A 16,712-nucleotide genomic window follows, 5' to 3' on the forward strand; every position below is an offset into this window, starting at 1 on the left:
AGATCTGTTCCTTACTCTCCAGACCCTCACCAGGGAGGGATCGGGCTACAGGGAGGGACCGAGGATCCACGAGGCGATCTCGCGGATCGCTCCGTCGCCTCCGGGGGTGGACGTCACCGCACGCGCCGCGTCCCGCACGATCGCGTGGGCGCCGGCGACCGCGACGGGCCAGCCGACGAGGCCGAAGCACGGCAGGTCGTTCACGTCGTTGCCGACATAGAGCACGCGCTCGGGCGCGATGCCCTCCTCTTCGCACCACTGCTTCAGTGCGATGTCCTTACGGTCGACCCCGTGCAGAACGGGGAGGTGAAGTTTGCGTGCCCGCGCGGCGACGACCGGGTTCTTTTCCGAGGACAGGATGAGCAGCTTCAGCTCGGCACGGCGCAGGGCGGCGATGCCGAGGCCGTCGCCGCGGTGGACCGCGACGAGTTCGCGGCCCTCGGCGTCGATGTAGACGCGGTCGTCGGTCTGGGTGCCGTCGAAGTCGAGGACGATGGCGTCGACGTCGCGGCGGGTGGGCAGCGAGCCCGGTCCCGGCACGTCGAGCAGGGGGGCCAGGCCGCGGGCGCGGGTCAGGTCGTCGGGCTCGTCGACCTCCAGCACGCGGGCTGCGTCGGTACGCACCGGGGCGGTGCGGCCGAAGAAGCGGTGGCGGTGCTCCCGGAACCCGGTCGTGCGCATGGCGTACGCGGCGCCGGTCTCCAGCAGGTCCTGGGGCCGGTCCTGGCGCCGGGGGCGGTACGACTTGTCGTGGTTGACGCCGTACCCCTGGGCGGGCGCGGCCTCGACGGCGGGGGCCACCTTCGTGGGCGCGGCACCGGTCGCGGTGCCCGCCGCGGCACCCGTCGCCGCCGCCTTGGCGACCGCGGTGGCCTCCGCGACGGCCGGGGTCTTCGCGGCCGCGGGGGTCTCGGCGACGGCCGCGGCCTCCGCCTCGTCCGCCTCGTCCCGCCAGATGAACCCGTGGAAGGGGGCCACCGTCAGCGCGCTGTCCGCGCCCTCGTCGAGCACCGCCCTGGTGACGCCGTCGATGTCCTCGCCGGTCAGGAACGGGCTCGTGCACTGCACCAGCAGCACCGCGGCCATCGTCGCGCCGCAGCGCTCCTCGTGGCTGTCCAGCGCGTGCAGCACCGCCGCCTCGCTGGAGGCGGTGTCGCCGGCGATCTCGGCGGGGCGGCGGACGACCTCGGCGCCGGCCTCGCGGGCGACGGAGGCGATGGTGTCGTCGTCGGTGGAGACCACGACGTCCGTCACGAGCCGGGCCGCGAGGCACTGCCGTACCGCGCGGGCCACCAGGGGCACGCCGCCGACACGGGCGAGGTTCTTGCCGGGGACGCCCTTGGACCCCCCGCGGGCGGGGATGACCGCGAGCACGCGGGCTGCGGACTCGGGCTGGGACATGGAGGCTCCTTGCTGATGCGAGCGGCCGAGGGACATCACAGCGCCCCCATACGGCGGATGAGGGGCGCGATGCGCTGCACTCCGCCCCGGTACGCGGCGCGCGCGGCCTTGCGCAGCAGCGTGCGCGCCCACCGGCGCAGCGGGCCGGACTCGGCGACGGCGGCGGCCTGCGGCAGCGGCTCGCCGGTGGGTGCCAGGCCGTGCCGGGCGAGGATCCGCGGCAGGTAGCCGCCGGCGGTCTCGGGGGTGTAGTACGGGGCCAGCGGCGGCAACTGCGGGTCGGCGACCAGGGTGGTCAGCCGGGTCCTGGCGCGGTCGAAGGCGGCGTCGTACGGCTCGGCGGAGGCCGCGCCGGGGACGCCCTGGCGGGACAGCCACACGGGGTCGGGCTTGGGCAGGTGGCCGGCGTCCAGTTCGTCCCAGGAGGCGAGGCAGCCGGAGCCGAGGAAGTGGTGGTTGCCCAGCGGCTCGCGTACGCCCAGGTCGGTCAGGACGGCGGTCGGGATGCCGCGGTGCAGGGACTCCAGCGCGGCGGTGGAGGAGACGGTGACGAGCAGGTCGGTGCGGTCGAGGACCTCGCCCATGTTCCCGTAGACCAGGCTGCAGTTCGCGGGCAGGCCGCCGGGCAGCTTCTGGGCGAGCTTCTGGTACGGGGCCTCTTCGATGTGCGTCGTGTGCTCGCCCGGCCGGCTGCGCAGCTTGACCAGCACCTCACGCTCCGGGTGCCGCTCGGCGTGCCGGGCGGCGCGGCGCAGCAGGTACAGCCGGTCCTCGCGGGTGTCGGGCACCGAGGGCTGGACGGCGAAGACGACGGTGTACGGACGGTCGCCGCCCGGCGCCGCCGTGCCGTTCAGGTCCCACGGCTCGTACGCCGCGCCGTCGAGGAACGGCAGCGCGCACTCCACGATGCTGTTCGGCGAGGCGCCGACGCCCTCGTACACCGCGCGGAAGCGCTCGGCGTCCTGCCGGCTGTTGGCCAGCACGATGTCGGCGCCGTTGCGCAGGAGGAGGCCGTCGGAGAGCTTCTCGTACACGACGCCGACGTAGCCGGTGACGACCGCGGGGCGGCGCTTGGCGCCCTGCCAGGCGCGGGCGAGGCCGTGGAGCATCGCCTGCACGGTGCCGCCGACGCAGGACAGGAGCACGACGTCGTAGCGGTCGGGGTCGGCGGCGGCCAGGAACTCGACGGCCGTGACCTCCCTCATCGCGTCCGCGGGTACGCCCACCTCGGCGAGCTGGCGGGCCGTGGGTGTCGCCCGGCCGTGCAGCAGGTACCCGTCGAGCGCCGCCTCCGGGGCCATGCGGCGAGCGGTGAGCGCGCCCCATTTCCAGCGGGTGTCCGAGTCGGCGAGAACAGCGGTACGGAGCGGTGACGGGGGGTCGTTGAGCACGCCGCCGACGGTAGGGAGGCATTCCGCTCGGTGGCCCAACACCGGCCGTACAAATGGTTAACAACACGCCGCCGGACGGCGAACCCGGTCGGAGAGGGACGGCGTTCACCATTCCGCCGCCCGGCGTTCATGCCGGCGTCGGGGCAGGGCAAGCCCCGGGCGCGGGGCGGCCCCTAGCATCGCCTGGATGCTTCAACTCTCCGTGATCGTTCCCTTCTACAACGTGCAGGACTACGCGCCCGAGACGCTGGCCTGCCTGCGCGCCAACGCGGCACCCGACACCGAGTTCATCCTGGTGGACGACTGCTCGACGGACCGCACCGGCGAGCTGCTGGAGCAGGCCGCGCGCGACCTGCCGGGCGCCGTGCACGTGCGCCACGAGCACAACGGCGGCCTGGCCACCGCCCGCAACACCGGGCTCGACCGCGTCCGCGGCCGGTACGTGACCTTCCTCGACGGCGACGACTGGCTCGCCCCCGGCCACTACCGCCGGCTGCTGGCGGCCATCGCCGAGCTGGACTGCGACTTCGTCCGCACGGACCACGTGCAGTGCGCCGCCCGCGCCCGCACCATCCACCGCGTCCCGCACGGCCGCCGCGGCGTCGTCCAGGACCCGCGCTCCGCGATCCTGCCCGCGACGCACACCACGTCCGTCGACTACGCGTACGCCTGGGCCGGCATCTACCACCGCCGGCTGCTGGACGAGGGCCTGCTGCACTTCCCCGACGGGCTGCGGACGGCCGAGGACCGGCCGTGGATCTGGCGGCTGCACCGCGAGGCCCGTACGTTCGCGGTCGTCGGGCTGCTCGGCGTCTTCTACCGCCGCGGCGTCGCGAACTCCCTCACGCAGATCGGCGACATCCGCCAGCTCGACTTCCTGCGCGCCTTCGACCAGGTCGTCGAGGAGACGGCGGCGGACCGGGACGCGGAGCTGCTGCTGCCCAAGGCGGTGCGGAACTACTGCGCGATCATCGCGCACCATCTGAAGAACATCGAACGGTTCGAGAAGTCGGTGGCCCGCAGACTGCGCGAGATGAGCGCAGACGCGCTGCGGGGCATGCCCCAGCACGTACTCACGGAGGCGCTGGACGCCATGGACGCCGACCGCTCCGAACTGCTGCGCCGGCTCCACCGCCGGGGCGTACCGGCGGAGGTGGCCGTCTGATGACCTCCCCGTCCGCAGACCCCACGGCCTCCGTGTCCGCGTCCGCGTATCCGCCGCTGCAGATCCGCTACGCGCCCGGCCGGCACACCCAGGTCTTCGTGGCCTCCACCCTCTACGGCACCGCGACCCTCGCCGCCGCCCTGGACGCCGGCCTCTTCCCCGCCGCGGACCGCCGCATCCTGCTGCTCACCAACAACGCCGCCAACCCCGAGACCACCCCCGCCGCCGACGCCATGGCCGGCTTCGCGCAACTGCGCTCCCGCTTCGACGACGTACACGACTGGAACCACGCCATCCGCCCGCTGCACCCCGCCGCGTGGGAGCCGCGCACCGAGGACGTACCGCTGTGGGAGCGGCACCTGCGGCTGCTGTGGGGCCTGGGCGACGACCGGCTCACGCTCGTCGTGGAGTCGATCCAGGTCAACCCGGCGCGGGCGCTCGTCCAGCTCTTCCCCGACGCGGCCCTGCACGTCTACGCCGACGGGCTGATGAGCTACGGCCCCACCCGCAACAAGCTCTCCTCCTTCGTCGGCACCCGCGTCGAGCGGCTGCTCCACCCCGACCTGCTGCCGGGCGTACGGCCCATGCTGCTCACGGAGTTCGGGGTGCCGCCGGAGATCGTGCCGGCCGAGGAGCTGAAGAAGGTGCTGGCCGAACTGGCGGCCGCCGCCGACCTCGACCTGCCCGCCGCCGGGCTCGCCGAAGGGTCCTCGCCCGCACTCCTCCTGGGCCAGTACCTGTCGGCGCTGAAGATCCTCACGGCGGAGGAGGAAGAGGAACTGCACGTGCGGATGCTGCGCGGGGTGGCCGGACTCGGCCACCGCAGCGTGGTGTTCAAGCCGCACCCGATGGCGCCGCCGCGGGTCTCGCGGCTGTTGGAGCAGGAGGCGGAGAGCCTCGGCGTGACGCTGACGGTGCTCGACTCCCCGGTGCTGGCGGAGGTGCTGTACGAGCGGCTGCAACCGGCGCTGGTCGCGGGCGCGTTCTCCACGGCGCTGATGACCGCCTCGACGCTGTACGGGCTGCCGGTGGCGAGCGTCGGCACCGACACGCTGCTGGAGCGGCTGACCCCGTACGAGAACAGCAACCGCGTCCCGGTCACGATCGCCGACGCGCTGCTCCCGTCGCTGGACGACCCCGCGGCGGTGCGCGACTGGCGGGCGCCGACCGCCCAGGAGGCGCAGGCGGCGCTGGGCGGGCTGCTGACGGCGGTCGGGTTCACGATGCAGCCGCGGATCTACGCGCGGCGGCGGCCGGAGGTCGAGGCGTGGCTGGCGGCGGAGCTGGACGCGGACACGTGGCGGTACTTCAAACGGCGCCGGCTGACGGTGGAGGGACTGCCGGGCGGCGTGCCGAAGCGGCTGGCGTTCGTGCCGCGGAGCCCGGCGGTACGGCGGGTGGCGCGCCGGGCACGGGCGCTGCGGCGACGGCTGAGGTGAGGGCGCCGGCGGGGCCGGCCGGGGTGAGAGGACGGCGGGGCCGGCCGGGGTGAGAGCGCCGGCGGGGCCGGCCGGGGTGAGAGGGCGGCGGGGCCGGAGCCCGCTTCGGAACCGCCGGCCCGTACGCGTACCGGATCCCCGCAGCCCGCGCCGCTGCCCCGCTCAGTCCTCCCCCGTCCCCTCCCCCATCCCGCTCGCCGCTCGCGACGCACGGCCCGCGAGGTCCCGCAGGTACACGGCCAGCTCCCGCGGCTCGTGCACCTCGAACTCGCAGCCCAGTGCGGTCAGTCGCAGCGCCAGCCAGTCCAGCGCGTCCGCCTCCGTCACGAACTCGCAGCGCCCCTCGTCCAGCCGCGTCAGCCCCTCCGTGCCGGCGAGGCGGCGCGCCAGCTCCTTGTACGGCGCGTGCAGCGTCGCGCGGGCGCGGTAGCGGGGCCGGTCCCCGCCCATCCGGTCCTCGACGAACGCCGCCGCGTCCGCCGCCGGCAGCTCGCGGCGCGGCGGGCGGACGCCGGTGGCGAAGGGGCGGGTGATGCGGTCGACGCGGAACATCCGCCAGTCGTCACGGTCGTTGTCGTACGCGACGAAGTACCACCGCCGGCCCGCCGCGACCAGCCCGGCCGGCTCCACCAGCCGCTTGGTCTCGGTGCCGTCCGCCGCGCGGTAACCGAAGCGCAGCCGCTCGCCGCCCGCCGCGCCCGCGGCCAGCACCGTCAGCACCTCGGCGTCGACCTGCGGGCCCTGCCAGCGGGTCAGCGGGGTGGTGGCGGTGCCGAGGGACGTGACCCGGCGGCGCAGCCGCGACGGCAGCACCTGCTCCAGCTTGGCCAGCGCCCGTACGGACGCCTCCGCGAGCCCCGCGACCGTATGACCCGCGGAACTGCGCAGGCCGACGGCGATCGCGACCGCCTCGTCGTCCTCAAGGAGCAGCGGGGGCATGGCCTTCCCCGCCACCAGGCGGTAGCCGCCGGCGGTGCCCCTGGTGGACTCGACCGGGTAGCCGAGGTCCCGCAGCCGCTCGACGTCGCGGCGGATGGTGCGGTCCGTGACGCCGAGGCGGCCGGCCAGCTCGCTGCCGGGCCATTCGCGGGGCGTCTGGAGGAGGGAGAGCAGGTGCAGAAGCCGCTTGGGAGTGTCGGTCGTCATGTTTTCCAGACTGCCTTCCCTTTAGGACATGACCTGTCCTATACGGATTCTAGATTACCGCTATGACCTTCCAGAACGCCTCTGCGGCAGGACCGGATCGCCGCCGGTGGATCGCGCTCGCCGTCGTGCTGACGGCCTCCTTCATGGACCTCGTCGACGCGACGATCGTCAACATCGCCATCCCGAGCATCCAGGAGGACACCGGCGCCTCCTTCGGCGCGATCCAGTGGATCACCGCCGGGTACGCGCTCGCCTTCGCCATCGGCCTCGTCACCGGCGGCAGGCTCGGTGACATCTACGGCCGCAAGCGGGTCTTCCTGCTCGGCATGGGCGGCTTCACCGTCGCCTCGCTGCTGTGCGGCATCGCCGCCGACCCGGCGATGCTCGTGGGCTCGCGGGTGCTGCAGGGCGCGATGGCGGCGCTGATGGTGCCGCAGGTACTCAGCATCATCCACGTCACGTTCCCCGCGGAGGAACGGGGCAAGGTCTTCGGGATGTTCGGCGCGGTCGCCGGTCTCGGCGCGGTGTCCGGCCCGATGATCGGCGCGCTGCTCACCGAATGGGACCTGTTCGGGCTGGCCTGGCGGCCGATCTTCCTCATCAACCTGCCCGTCGGCATCGCCGGCCTGATCCTCGGCCGCCGCTTCATCAGCGAGTCGACGGCACCCGACGCGCTGCGCCTGGACCTGCGCGGGGTGCTGCTGGCCACGGCGGGGCTGCTGATGCTGCTGTACCCGATCACCATGGGCCACGAGAACGACTGGCCGGCGTGGGGCTTCGTCTCGATGGCCGCGAGCCTGCCGGTGTTCGCCGCCTTCGTCGCGTACCAGAAGCGCAAGCAGCGCGCGGACGGCTCGCCGCTGGTCGAGCTGACGCTGTTCCGGGTCAAGAGCTTCGCCGCGGGCATCGGGGTACAGCTCGCCTTCAGCACCGGGCTGGGGATCTTCTTCCTGGTGTGGACGCTGTACATGCAGCTCGGCCTCGGCTGGAGCGCGCTGCACGCGGGCCTGACGGGGCTGCCGTTCTCGCTCGGCTGCTCCGTGGCGGCGGGGATGTCGGTGCAGAAGCTGACGCCGCGGTTCGGGCGGAAGGTGCTGCACGGCGGTGCGGTGATGATGGTGTCGGGAGCGCTGCTGTACCTGGCGGCGTCCGACCGCTACGGCACGGAGATCTCCACCTGGCAGATGGCACTGCCGCTGACCCTCCTGGGCGCGGGCATGGGCCTGGTCTTCGCCCCCCTGACGAACGCGGTCCTCTCCGGCGTCCCGCGCCGCCACGCGGGCTCGGCGTCGGGTCTGATCAACACGACGAACCAGTTGGGGATGGCGCTGGGTCTGGGCCTGGTGTCGGTGGTCTTCTTCGGCGCGATGGACGAGCCGACGGCCCCGCAGGAGGTGGGCCCGGCGTTCGCGGGGGCGTTCGAGAACGCGATGTGGTGGGTGATCGCGATCCTGGGAGTGGTCTACGCCCTGCTCTTCGCCCTCCCGAAGCACAACCCGGCGGAGGAGCCGGAGCCGGCCGCGGAGGCGGAGCCGGAGCAGAAGGAAGAACTGGTAACCGTCTGACACGACGACGCCGTACGGAACGGGGTGCAGCCCACGAGGGCGGCACCCCGTTCCGTTGCGCGAGGGCCGCGCCCTACTCCGGGCCGCCGGCCGTCTTCGCCAGCTCCTCCCGGCGCGGCTCGGCTTCCGGTCCGCCGGGGGTGTCGCGGGGTTCTACCGCGAGGTGGGGGAGGTGGCGGTCCAGCCAGGTGGGGAGCCACCAGTTGGCGGGGCCTATCAGGTGCATCAGGGCGGGGACCAGCATCGTGCGGATCACGAAGGCGTCCAGGGCCACCGCGCCGGCCAGGCCGATGCCCGCCATCACGCCCTCCAGGTCGCCGCTCAGGACGAACGCGCTGAAGACGCAGATCATGATGAGCGCCGCCGCGTTGATGACCCGGCTGGACTCCGCCAGGCCGACGCGGACCGCGCGGGCGTTGTCGCCGTGGTGGACCCACTCCTCGTGCATGCGGCTGACCAGGAACACCTGGTAGTCCATCGACAGGCCGAAGAGCATCGCCAGCATGATGACCGGGAGGAACGCCGTGATCGGCACCTCGCGGCCGAGGCCGAAGAGGTCGCTGCCCCAGCCCCATTGGAAGATCGCGACCAGGGCGCCGAACGCCGCCGCCGCGGCGAGCAGGTTCATCACCGCCGCCGTCAGCGGTACCACCAGCGAGCGGAACGCGACCAGCAGCAGGACGAAGCCCAGCGCGACGATGATGCCGACGAAGAGGGGCAGTTTGCCGGTGATGACGGAGGCGAAGTCCTTGTTGATCGCCGTGACCCCGCCGACGTGGACGTCCAGCGACGTGCCCTCCTGTGCCGCCGGGATGACGTCGTCCCGTAGCCGGTCGATGAGCTGGTCGGTCGCCTCGTCCTGGGGGGCGCTGTCCGGGACGACCTGGACGACCGTGATCCTGCCGCCCGGGGCCGGGGCGGGGGTGCCTACCTCTGCCACGCCTTCGGTTCGGGATACCCGGGTGATCAGTCGGCTCAGTGCGGGGGTGTCCGCCTTCCCGGGGGTTTCCGCGACCAGTTGGAGCGGGCCGTTGAAGCCCGGCCCGAAGCCGTCCGCGAGGAGGTCGTACGCCTTGCGCGTGGTCTTGGACTCCTGGTGGTTGCCCTGGTCGGTGGTGCCGAGGCGGAGGGAGAGCAGCGGGAGGGAGACGATCGCGATGACGACGACCGCGAGGGACGCCAGCAGCCGCGGCCTGCGCTGCACCAGCAGCGCCCACCGCGCCGCCCGGCCGGCGGCTTCCCCCGCCGCCGGGTCCCCCGGCTCCGGAGCGTGCTCCGGGCCGTGTTCCGCGAGGCTGCGGCGCTGGCGGCGGCTGAGTACCCGCGTCTGCAGGATGCCCAGCAGCGCCGGGAGCAGGGTCACCGACGCCGCGACGCCCAGCAGCACCGTGAGCGACGCCGCGATCGCCACCCCGTTCAGGAAGCTGATGCCCAGCGCGATCATGCCGAGCAGCGCCACGCACACCGTCCCGCCGGCGAACAGCACCGCGCGCCCGGCGGTGTCGAGGGCCCGTACCGCGGAGTCCTCCACCGGCATGCCGCGGTGCAGCCCCGTGCGGTGCCGGGTGACGATGAAGAGCGCGTAGTCGATGGAGACGCCGAGGCCGATGAGGCTGCCCAGGAGGGTGGTGGCTTCGGCGAAGTCCGTCGTGTGGCTGAGCAGCGTGACGGTCATCAGGCCCGTACCGATGCCGAAGACGGCGCAGACGATCGGCAGCAGCATCGCGAACAGCGAGCCGAACGCGATCGACAGGATGACCGCCGCCGCGACGATGCCCGTGACCTCCGCGAGCCCGCCGGGCGCGCCCTGCACCGCCTGGATCGCCTCGCCGCCCAGCTCGACCTGGAGTCCGTCGACGTCGCCGGCCGCGGCCTGCGCGGTGTCGACGACCTCCTCGACGTTCTCCTTCTCCAGGTTCATGGCCTGCTCGGTGAACGTCACCTGCGCGTACGCGATCCGCCCGTCCTCGCTGATCTGCCCGCCGCCTTCGGCCGCGTACGGGCCGACGACGCGGCCGACCTGCGGTACGCCGGCGATGCCGGCCAGCGCCTCCGTCATCCGCGCGCGGATCTGCGGGTCGCGTACCGAGTCGCCTTCCGGTGCCCGCCAGACGACGCTGTCGGTGTCCCCGGAGGTCTGCGGGAAGGAGGCGCGCAGCAGGTCGACCGCCTCGGCGGACTCGGTGCCGGGCAGTTCGAAGTCGTTGGCCCAGCGGCTGCCCGCGGCCTGTGCGGCGACGGCGGTGCCGAGCAGGGCGCACACCCACAGCAGCAGGACGACGAAGCGGTGGCGGAAACAGAATCGGGCCAGTGCGGCCACGGCGGGGCTCCTCGGCTCGGCGACACGGAGTGGGGGCTTCAGCGTCACCGCGCCGGCCGGGGCGACCCAGGGCCCTCAGGGATCCCGCAGGGGCTTCACACCGAACTCTCAACCCGCGCGTCGGGCAGCGGCAGCCGGATGGTGACGGCCATGCCCGCGCCTGGTGCGGTGTCGAGCGCGACCTCGCCGTCGTGCGCCTCGACCACCGCCCGCACGATCGACATGCCCAGGCCGCTGCCGCCCGCGGCCCGCGCGCGTCCCGGGTCGGCGCGGAAGAACCGGTCGAAGATGCGCGCCGCGTCCTCCGCGCGCATGCCGGGGCCGGTGTCGGCGATGCGCAGGACGGCGGCGCCGGCGCCGGTGGCGGCGGAGAGGGTGCAGGCGGCGTCTTCCGGGGTGTGGGTGCGTACGTTGGCGAGGAGGTTGCCGAGGACCTGGCGCAACTGGGCCTCGTCGCCGACGACGACCGCGGGGGCAGCGGCCTCGGCCGTCACGGGGCGGTGCGGCTGCTGCGCGCGGAGGTCGGCGGCGGCGTCGCGGACGAGGGCGGCGAGGTCGACGGGGGCGCGGTCGCGGGCGGGGTGCTGGTCGAGGCGGGCGAGGGCGAGGAGTTCGTCGACGAGGCGGCTCATGCGCTCGGCCTCGGCACCGACGCGGGTCAGGGCGCGTTCGGCCTCGTCGTCGTCGAGGATGCCCTTGTCGTAGAGCTGGAGGTAGCCGAGTACGGTCGCCAGCGGGGTGCGCAGTTCGTGCGAGGCGTCGGCGAGGAACTGGCGCTGCCGCGCGGCGGCTTCCTCCCGGCTGGCCATGGCGCCCTCGACCTGCTGGAGCATGGCGTTGAGCGCGTCGCGCAACTGCTCGACCTCGCTGCCGCCGGGCGGCGAGGTGTCGACGCGGCGAGACAGGTCGCCCTCGGATATCGCGGACGCGGTCTCGACCATGTCCTCCAGGGGGCGCAGCCGGCGGCGGGCGGCGTGCGAGGAGACGACGGCGAGGAGCAGCAGGAGCAGGGCGCCGAAGACGGCTTCCATCACGAAGAGTTTGCGCACGGCGTTGCGCACGCCGTCGTAGCGGGTGGTGTTGATCGCGTACGAACCGTCGTCGAGGCGGGCGACGGCGGCGCGGTAGTGGCGGCCGCCGGCCGCGATGCTGGTGAGGTCGCCGGAGTCGGCGAGGGCGCCGGGATCGTCGACGGAGTCGGCTATCCCGCGGGAGAGCCGCGGGTCGTTGCCGCCGAAGAGCACGCAGGTGGGCCGGAGTTCGCCGGTGGCTTCCAGGAGGACGAAGGGCTCGTCCTTGGCGGAGCCCGCGATGCCCTCGTCCTCGCGGACGCCGAAGGTCTCGGCGAGCTGGCACACCCGCTCCAGGGCGGCGGCGCTGAGCGGTCCCGAGGCGAGGGTGTCGCGGCCCTGGCGCACGGTGGTGTCGACCTCGCCGACGAGGAGGGTGTACGTACCGAAGAGGCTGGCGCAGGCGGCGGCGAGGAGACCGACGGCGAGGATGACGACGTTGGTGACGGAGAGCCGGTTGCTGAGCGAACGGGGAAACCGCTTCACGGCGGCGGCCCGGCGGACGCTGCGGAACCCCTGGCTCCTGCCGGTCCCGTCGGTCCCCCCGGTCCGTCCGGTCCGTCCGGTCCGTCCGGTCCTACGGGCCGCAGGCCGTAGCCGACGCCGCGGCGGGTCTCGATGAGCGGCGGGCCGAGGGGGTCGAGCTTGCGCCGCAGATAACTGATGTACGTCTCCACGACCGTCGACTCGACCGCGGTGTCGAACTGCCAGACGCTGCGCAGCAACTGTTCCTTGGTGAGGATGCGGCCGGCGTTGCGCATGAGGTGGCGCAGCAGGTTGTACTCGGTCGGCGTCAGCTCCACGGGCGCGCCCCCGCGCCGTACGGTGAACGTCGCCTCGTCCAGTTCCACGTCCCCGTGCCGCAGCACCCCGCCCGCGGGCGCCCGCCCCCGGGTCCTGCGCAGCACGGCCCGCACCCGGGCGACGACCTCATCGACGTTGAACGGCTTGGTGATGTAGTCGTCGCCGCCGAGCGCGAGCCCGCCGAGCACGTCGGCGGGCGCGTCCCGGGCGGTCAGGAAGATCACGGCGGGCTCGTCCCCGTGCGCCCGCAGCTCGCGGCAGACCTGCCAGCCGCTGCCGTCGGGGAGCATGACGTCGAGGAGGACGAGGTCGGGGGCGTGGCTGCGGGCGAGTTCGAGCGCCCGCCCGGCGGTGGCCGCGGCGCGCACGGCGAAGCCGTGGAAGCGCAGGGTGATCTGCAGGATGTCGGCGATCCCGGGATCGTCCTCGACCACGAGAACGGACTGTCCCGCCGCACTTCGCTCCGCCGCACCGCTCATGGCCCCAGTATCGGGGCGCCGCACAGGCGCACCGCGGGGAGGGATGTTGCGAGTTCCCTGTGAGTTCCCCCGCGGTGCCCGCTCCCGCAACGGCGGCAGCCGTGCCCGGCCTGACGGCCGGGCACGGCTGCTGCGTACCGCTCAGGTTCGGCTAGCTGGTCTGCTTGGCCCTGCCCTTCGACTCATAGCCGGCGGACAGCCCGGCCCAACTGCTCGGCACCGTGTAGGTGTCGGAGTTCGGGGCGGCGCCCGCCACCGCACCGTCGGTGGCAGCCGGAGCTTTCATGAGCGACGGCGGCGTCGTCTGCTGGATCCACGCCTCGTCGCAGGTCAGCGTCATATCCGGCACGTCGCAGTGGGTCTGCCAGACCTGGCCGTCGGTGGTCAGGAGCTGGACCCACAGGTCGTTGCCCTGGGTGGTGATACCGACGCTGCAGCCATTGGCCGGGTAGCCGGTGTTGTCGCTCAGGTCATCCCAGGTGAAGGCGCCGACGGTGGGCGTGAGGTCCTGGCGGCCCACAGACGTGACACCACCGGAGATCACCGCGCTGAACTGCTCGTCGCTGGACGGGGCGACGCTGTCGATGTCGGCACAGGGACCGGTCGCACCGGTCGCACCGGTGGCTCCGGTCGCACCGGTGGCTCCGGTGGCACCGGTGGCTCCGGTGGCTCCGGTGGCTCCGGGCGGACCCTGGGGACCCGTGGAGCCGGTCGCTCCGGGCGGACCCTGCGGGCCGGTCGCACCGGTCGCCCCGGTCCCGGGCGGACCCTGCGGACCGGTGGCACCGGTCGCTCCGGGCGGACCCTGCGGACCGGTGGAGCCGGTCGCTCCGGGCGGACCCGTGGGGCCGGTGGGGCCGGTCGCCCCGCGGCAGTGGTCCTTGCCCTTGCCCTTGCCCTTCTCGCCGTGCGTGCCCTTGTGGTGGTCGTGGCCGTGACCGTCCTTGCACTTGTCACCGCCGCCACCGCCACCGCCGCGAGCCACGGTCCCCTGGGGGGTCATGCTCTCCGCAGCCGCGACGGCCGGGCTTGCCACCCCGGCGGTCAGGACGAGCGCGAGCGAGGCCATCATGCCCGCTCGCTTGAAGCTGTCGCGTGCCAGCGGCCCCAAAAGCGGGCGCCCTGCCCCTCTAGGACTCATGTTGTGCTGCCTCTCTGCCTGCGTGTCAATGTACGAGGAGGAATCTCTTGCGCAGAGTGTGAACGGTCATTCTTCGCCGAGACGCGTGCTTTACCGAGACGCGCTTTGGACATCAGCGAATCGGCCGAAGCGCCGAGGGCGAACGGGGTATTCGTGTGACAAGTAAGGCGTGATATCCGGGTCATGCCTTTGCGTGGATACCGAGTCCCGGATAGACCACGTGTCACAGTGGTGGCGCTCCTCGTATCAAGGGCCCCGCCCTCATCCAGGACCGGTGAAGCGTGACGAAGCAGAGCATCTGCCTGTGCATGATCGTGAAGAACGAATCGCGTGTGATCGAGCGGTGCCTCGCGTCCGTGCGCCCTCTGATCACCACATGGGTGATCTCCGATACCGGTTCAAGTGACGGTACGCAGGAACTGATCCGTTCCGCGCTCGACGGTATCCCCGGAGAACTCCACGAGGAGCCCTGGACCGACTTCGGGCACAACCGCACGGAGAACATCCGCCGAGCCCGCGGAAAAGCCGACTACCTCCTCACCCTCGACGCCGACCACGTCATGCGCCAGGACGCACCGCTGCCGCACCTGACCGCGACCTCGTACATGCTGAGCTACGACACACCGGGCACCCAGCACCGCTTCAAGCACCTCATGCGCGGTGACGTGGCGTGGCGCTACGAAGGCGTCACCCACGAATACCCCTGCACCGACGAGAAGGACGTCCAGGAGAACCTCGACGCCCTGGTCATCGAGGACCACGCCGACGGCGGCTGTCGCAGCGACAAGTTCGAGCGCGACGCGCGCCTGCTGCGGCAGGAGCTGGAACGCGATCCCGCCAACCCGCGGACCGTCTTCTATCTGGCCAACACCGAACGCGATCTGGGCCACGCGGAAGTCGCGATCGAGCTGTACGAACGCCGCGCCGCCATGGGCGGCTGGGCGGAAGAGGTCTACTGCTCGCACCTGGAGGCCGGCCTTCTCAAGGCCGACAAAGCCAACGACTGGCCGGGGGCGCTGGATTCCTTCTCCCGCGCCTGGGACTCGCGCCCCCAGCGGCTGGAAGCCTGCTACGAAATGGTGTCCCGGCTGCGCGGCCAGGGCCGCTATCAGACCGCGTACGCCATCCTCCGTGCCGTGGTCGGCCGGACGGCGCCGGCGGACCTGCTCTTCACGAAGTCCTGGGTGTACCAGTGGGGCCTGCTCTTCGAGTACGCGCTCACCGCGTACTTCGTACGCGATTTTCCGGCGTCGCTCCAGGCGTGCGAGAGACTCCTGAATACGCCGGGGCTGCCCGAGACCGTCCGCTCCCAGTCCGAGATCACCCGGGAGTTCGCGGCCCGCGAGATCGCCGTCATCCCGCAGCCCGCCTCCGGGCCCCGGCGGGCACAGGCCGTCCGGGCGGGTGCCGGCAAGGCGGCTTCCCGGAAGAAGAAGGCGGCCAGAGCGCGCAGGAAGTAGCGACGCGGGGCACGGCATCTGCTCCGTGCCCCGCGGTCGGCGAGGTGGGTCAGGCGGTGAGGGTCTCGCGGAGCTGCGTGAGGCCCCAGTCGAGGTCTTCCTTGGTGATGACCAGGGGCGGGGCGATGCGGATCGTGGAGCCGTGGGTGTCCTTGACCAGGACGCCGCGTGCCATCAGCTTCTCCGAGAGCTCCCGGCCCGTGCCGTGCGCCGGGTCGATGTCGACGCCCGCCCACAGGCCCCGGCCGCGTACCTCCCGGACCGCGCCCGTGCCCGTCAGCAGGCCGAGTTCGCGGTGCAGGTGGTCGCCGAGTTCCGTCGCGCGCTGCTGGTACTCGCCGGTGCGGAGCATCGCGACGACCTCCAGGCCCACCGCGCACGCCAGCGGGTTGCCGCCGAAGGTGGAGCCGTGCTCGCCGGGGCGGAAGACACCCAGGACCTCGCGGCTCGCGACGACCGCGGAGACGGGGACCACACCGCCGCCCAGGGCCTTGCCGAGGATGTAGACGTCCGGCACCACGCCCTCGTGCTCGCACGCGAAGGTACGGCCCGTACGGCCCAGGCCCGACTGGATCTCGTCGGCCATGAACAGCACGTTCCGGGCCGCGGTCAGCTCCCGTACGCCCGCCAGATAGCCCGGCGGCGGCACCAGCACGCCCGCCTCGCCCTGGATCGGCTCCAGCAGCACGGCGACCGTGTCCTCGTCGACGGCCGCGTCCAGCGCGGCGAGGTCGCCGTACGGGACGATGGCGAAGCCCGGCGTGTACGGGCCGTAGTCGGCGCGGGCCTCGGGGTCGGTGGAGAAGCTGACGATGGTGGTCGTACGGCCGTGGAAGTTGTTCTCCGCCACGACGATCTTCGCGCGCCCCTCGGGCACGCCCTTGACGCGGTAGCCCCACTTCCGGGCGGTCTTCACCGCGGTCTCGACGGCCTCCGCGCCCGTGTTCATGGGCAGCACCATGTCCTTGCCGCACAGCTCGGCGAGCTGTGTGCAGAACTCCGCGAAGCGGTCGTGGTGGAACGCGCGCGAGGTCAGCGTCACCCGGTCCAACTGGGCGCGGGCGGCGTCAAGGAGGCGGGGGTTGCCGTGGCCGAAGTTGAGGGCCGAGTAGCCGGCGAGCATGTCCAGGTAGCGGTTGCCCTCGACGTCGGTCATCCACGCGCCTTCGGCGGTGGCGACGACCACGGGCAGGGGGTGGTAGTTGTGCGCGCTGTGGGCGTCGGCCGCGGCGATGGCTGCGTCGGTTCGCGTCACGGGATCTCCGTTCCGTTGCGCCGTGAAGGGCGGTGCGGGCGGGGCAGGGGTGGTGCCCCTGTTTCTATCTTCACTC

At 72.8% G+C, this 16,712-nt stretch carries 12 protein-coding genes; 4 read left to right on the forward strand and 8 right to left on the reverse strand.

The features are described from left to right. Positions 1 to 45: 45 nt before the first annotated feature. Together CXR04_RS12825 and CXR04_RS12830 are read right to left on the reverse strand one after the other, a co-directional pair. Entirely contained in the window at positions 46 to 1,401 is a 1,356-nt protein-coding gene (locus CXR04_RS12825; RefSeq protein WP_101422069.1) for an acylneuraminate cytidylyltransferase, read from the reverse strand. Between the two features lie 35 nt (positions 1,402 to 1,436). Continuing rightward, the gene (locus CXR04_RS12830; protein ID WP_324841665.1) at positions 1,437 to 2,792 is read right to left on the reverse strand and encodes a DUF6716 putative glycosyltransferase; all 1,356 of its coding nucleotides are present in this window, start codon (positions 2,790 to 2,792) and stop codon (positions 1,437 to 1,439) included. A 187-nt stretch (positions 2,793 to 2,979) separates the two neighbouring features. Between CXR04_RS12830 and CXR04_RS12835 the strand changes: the two genes are divergently transcribed. Beyond that, on the forward strand, positions 2,980 to 3,957 hold the full coding sequence (locus tag CXR04_RS12835; RefSeq protein ID WP_101422073.1) for a glycosyltransferase family 2 protein: 978 nt from the start codon (positions 2,980 to 2,982) through the stop codon (positions 3,955 to 3,957). Beyond that, positions 3,957 to 5,396 (forward strand): polysialyltransferase family glycosyltransferase, encoded by a 1,440-nt coding sequence (locus CXR04_RS12840; protein ID WP_101422075.1) that lies wholly within the window; start codon positions 3,957 to 3,959, stop codon positions 5,394 to 5,396. The genes CXR04_RS12835 and CXR04_RS12840 overlap by 1 nt, the downstream gene beginning before the upstream one ends. 162 nt (positions 5,397 to 5,558) lie before the next feature. Here CXR04_RS12840 and CXR04_RS12845 read toward each other — a convergent pair whose 3' ends face one another. Further along, a complete protein-coding gene (locus tag CXR04_RS12845) occupies positions 5,559 to 6,542 on the reverse strand; it encodes a helix-turn-helix transcriptional regulator (protein ID WP_101422077.1) in 984 nt (327 codons plus the stop codon). Positions 6,543 to 6,604: 62 nt separating this feature from the next. On the opposite strand from CXR04_RS12845, the gene CXR04_RS12850 reads away from it, so the two are divergent. Then, on the forward strand, positions 6,605 to 8,107 hold the full coding sequence (locus tag CXR04_RS12850) for an MFS transporter (protein WP_101422079.1): 1,503 nt from the start codon (positions 6,605 to 6,607) through the stop codon (positions 8,105 to 8,107). 73 nt (positions 8,108 to 8,180) lie between these two features. Here the strand turns inward: CXR04_RS12850 and CXR04_RS12855 are convergent, their stop codons facing one another. The 4 genes from CXR04_RS12855 to CXR04_RS12870 form a co-directional block, all read right to left on the reverse strand. Further along, positions 8,181 to 10,427: an MMPL family transporter gene (locus CXR04_RS12855; protein ID WP_101422081.1), complete on the reverse strand. Its 2,247-nt coding sequence runs from the start codon at positions 10,425 to 10,427 to the stop codon at positions 8,181 to 8,183. Positions 10,428 to 10,522: 95 nt separating this feature from the next. Then, positions 10,523 to 11,983, reverse strand: coding sequence for a sensor histidine kinase (locus CXR04_RS12860; RefSeq protein WP_101422082.1), 1,461 nt, complete (start codon positions 11,981 to 11,983; stop codon positions 10,523 to 10,525). Further along, a complete protein-coding gene (locus CXR04_RS12865) occupies positions 11,980 to 12,780 on the reverse strand; it encodes a response regulator transcription factor (protein ID WP_234380205.1) in 801 nt (266 codons plus the stop codon). The genes CXR04_RS12860 and CXR04_RS12865 overlap by 4 nt, the downstream gene beginning before the upstream one ends. A gap of 151 nt (positions 12,781 to 12,931) precedes the next feature. Continuing rightward, on the reverse strand, positions 12,932 to 13,852 hold the full coding sequence (locus CXR04_RS12870) for a collagen-like triple helix repeat-containing protein (RefSeq protein WP_234380206.1): 921 nt from the start codon (positions 13,850 to 13,852) through the stop codon (positions 12,932 to 12,934). A gap of 350 nt (positions 13,853 to 14,202) precedes the next feature. Here CXR04_RS12870 and CXR04_RS12875 point away from each other — a divergent pair, with 350 nt between their 5' ends. Next, positions 14,203 to 15,381, forward strand: coding sequence for a glycosyltransferase (locus CXR04_RS12875; protein WP_234380207.1), 1,179 nt, complete (start codon positions 14,203 to 14,205; stop codon positions 15,379 to 15,381). A gap of 49 nt (positions 15,382 to 15,430) precedes the next feature. On the opposite strand, the gene rocD is transcribed toward CXR04_RS12875, so the two are convergent. Beyond that, on the reverse strand, positions 15,431 to 16,636 hold the full coding sequence (gene rocD / locus CXR04_RS12880; protein ID WP_101422086.1) for an ornithine--oxo-acid transaminase: 1,206 nt from the start codon (positions 16,634 to 16,636) through the stop codon (positions 15,431 to 15,433). Positions 16,637 to 16,712 lie beyond the last annotated feature (76 nt).

This window comes from Streptomyces sp. CMB-StM0423, assembly GCF_002847285.1.
Taxonomy (GTDB): Bacteria; Actinomycetota; Actinomycetes; order Streptomycetales; family Streptomycetaceae; genus Streptomyces.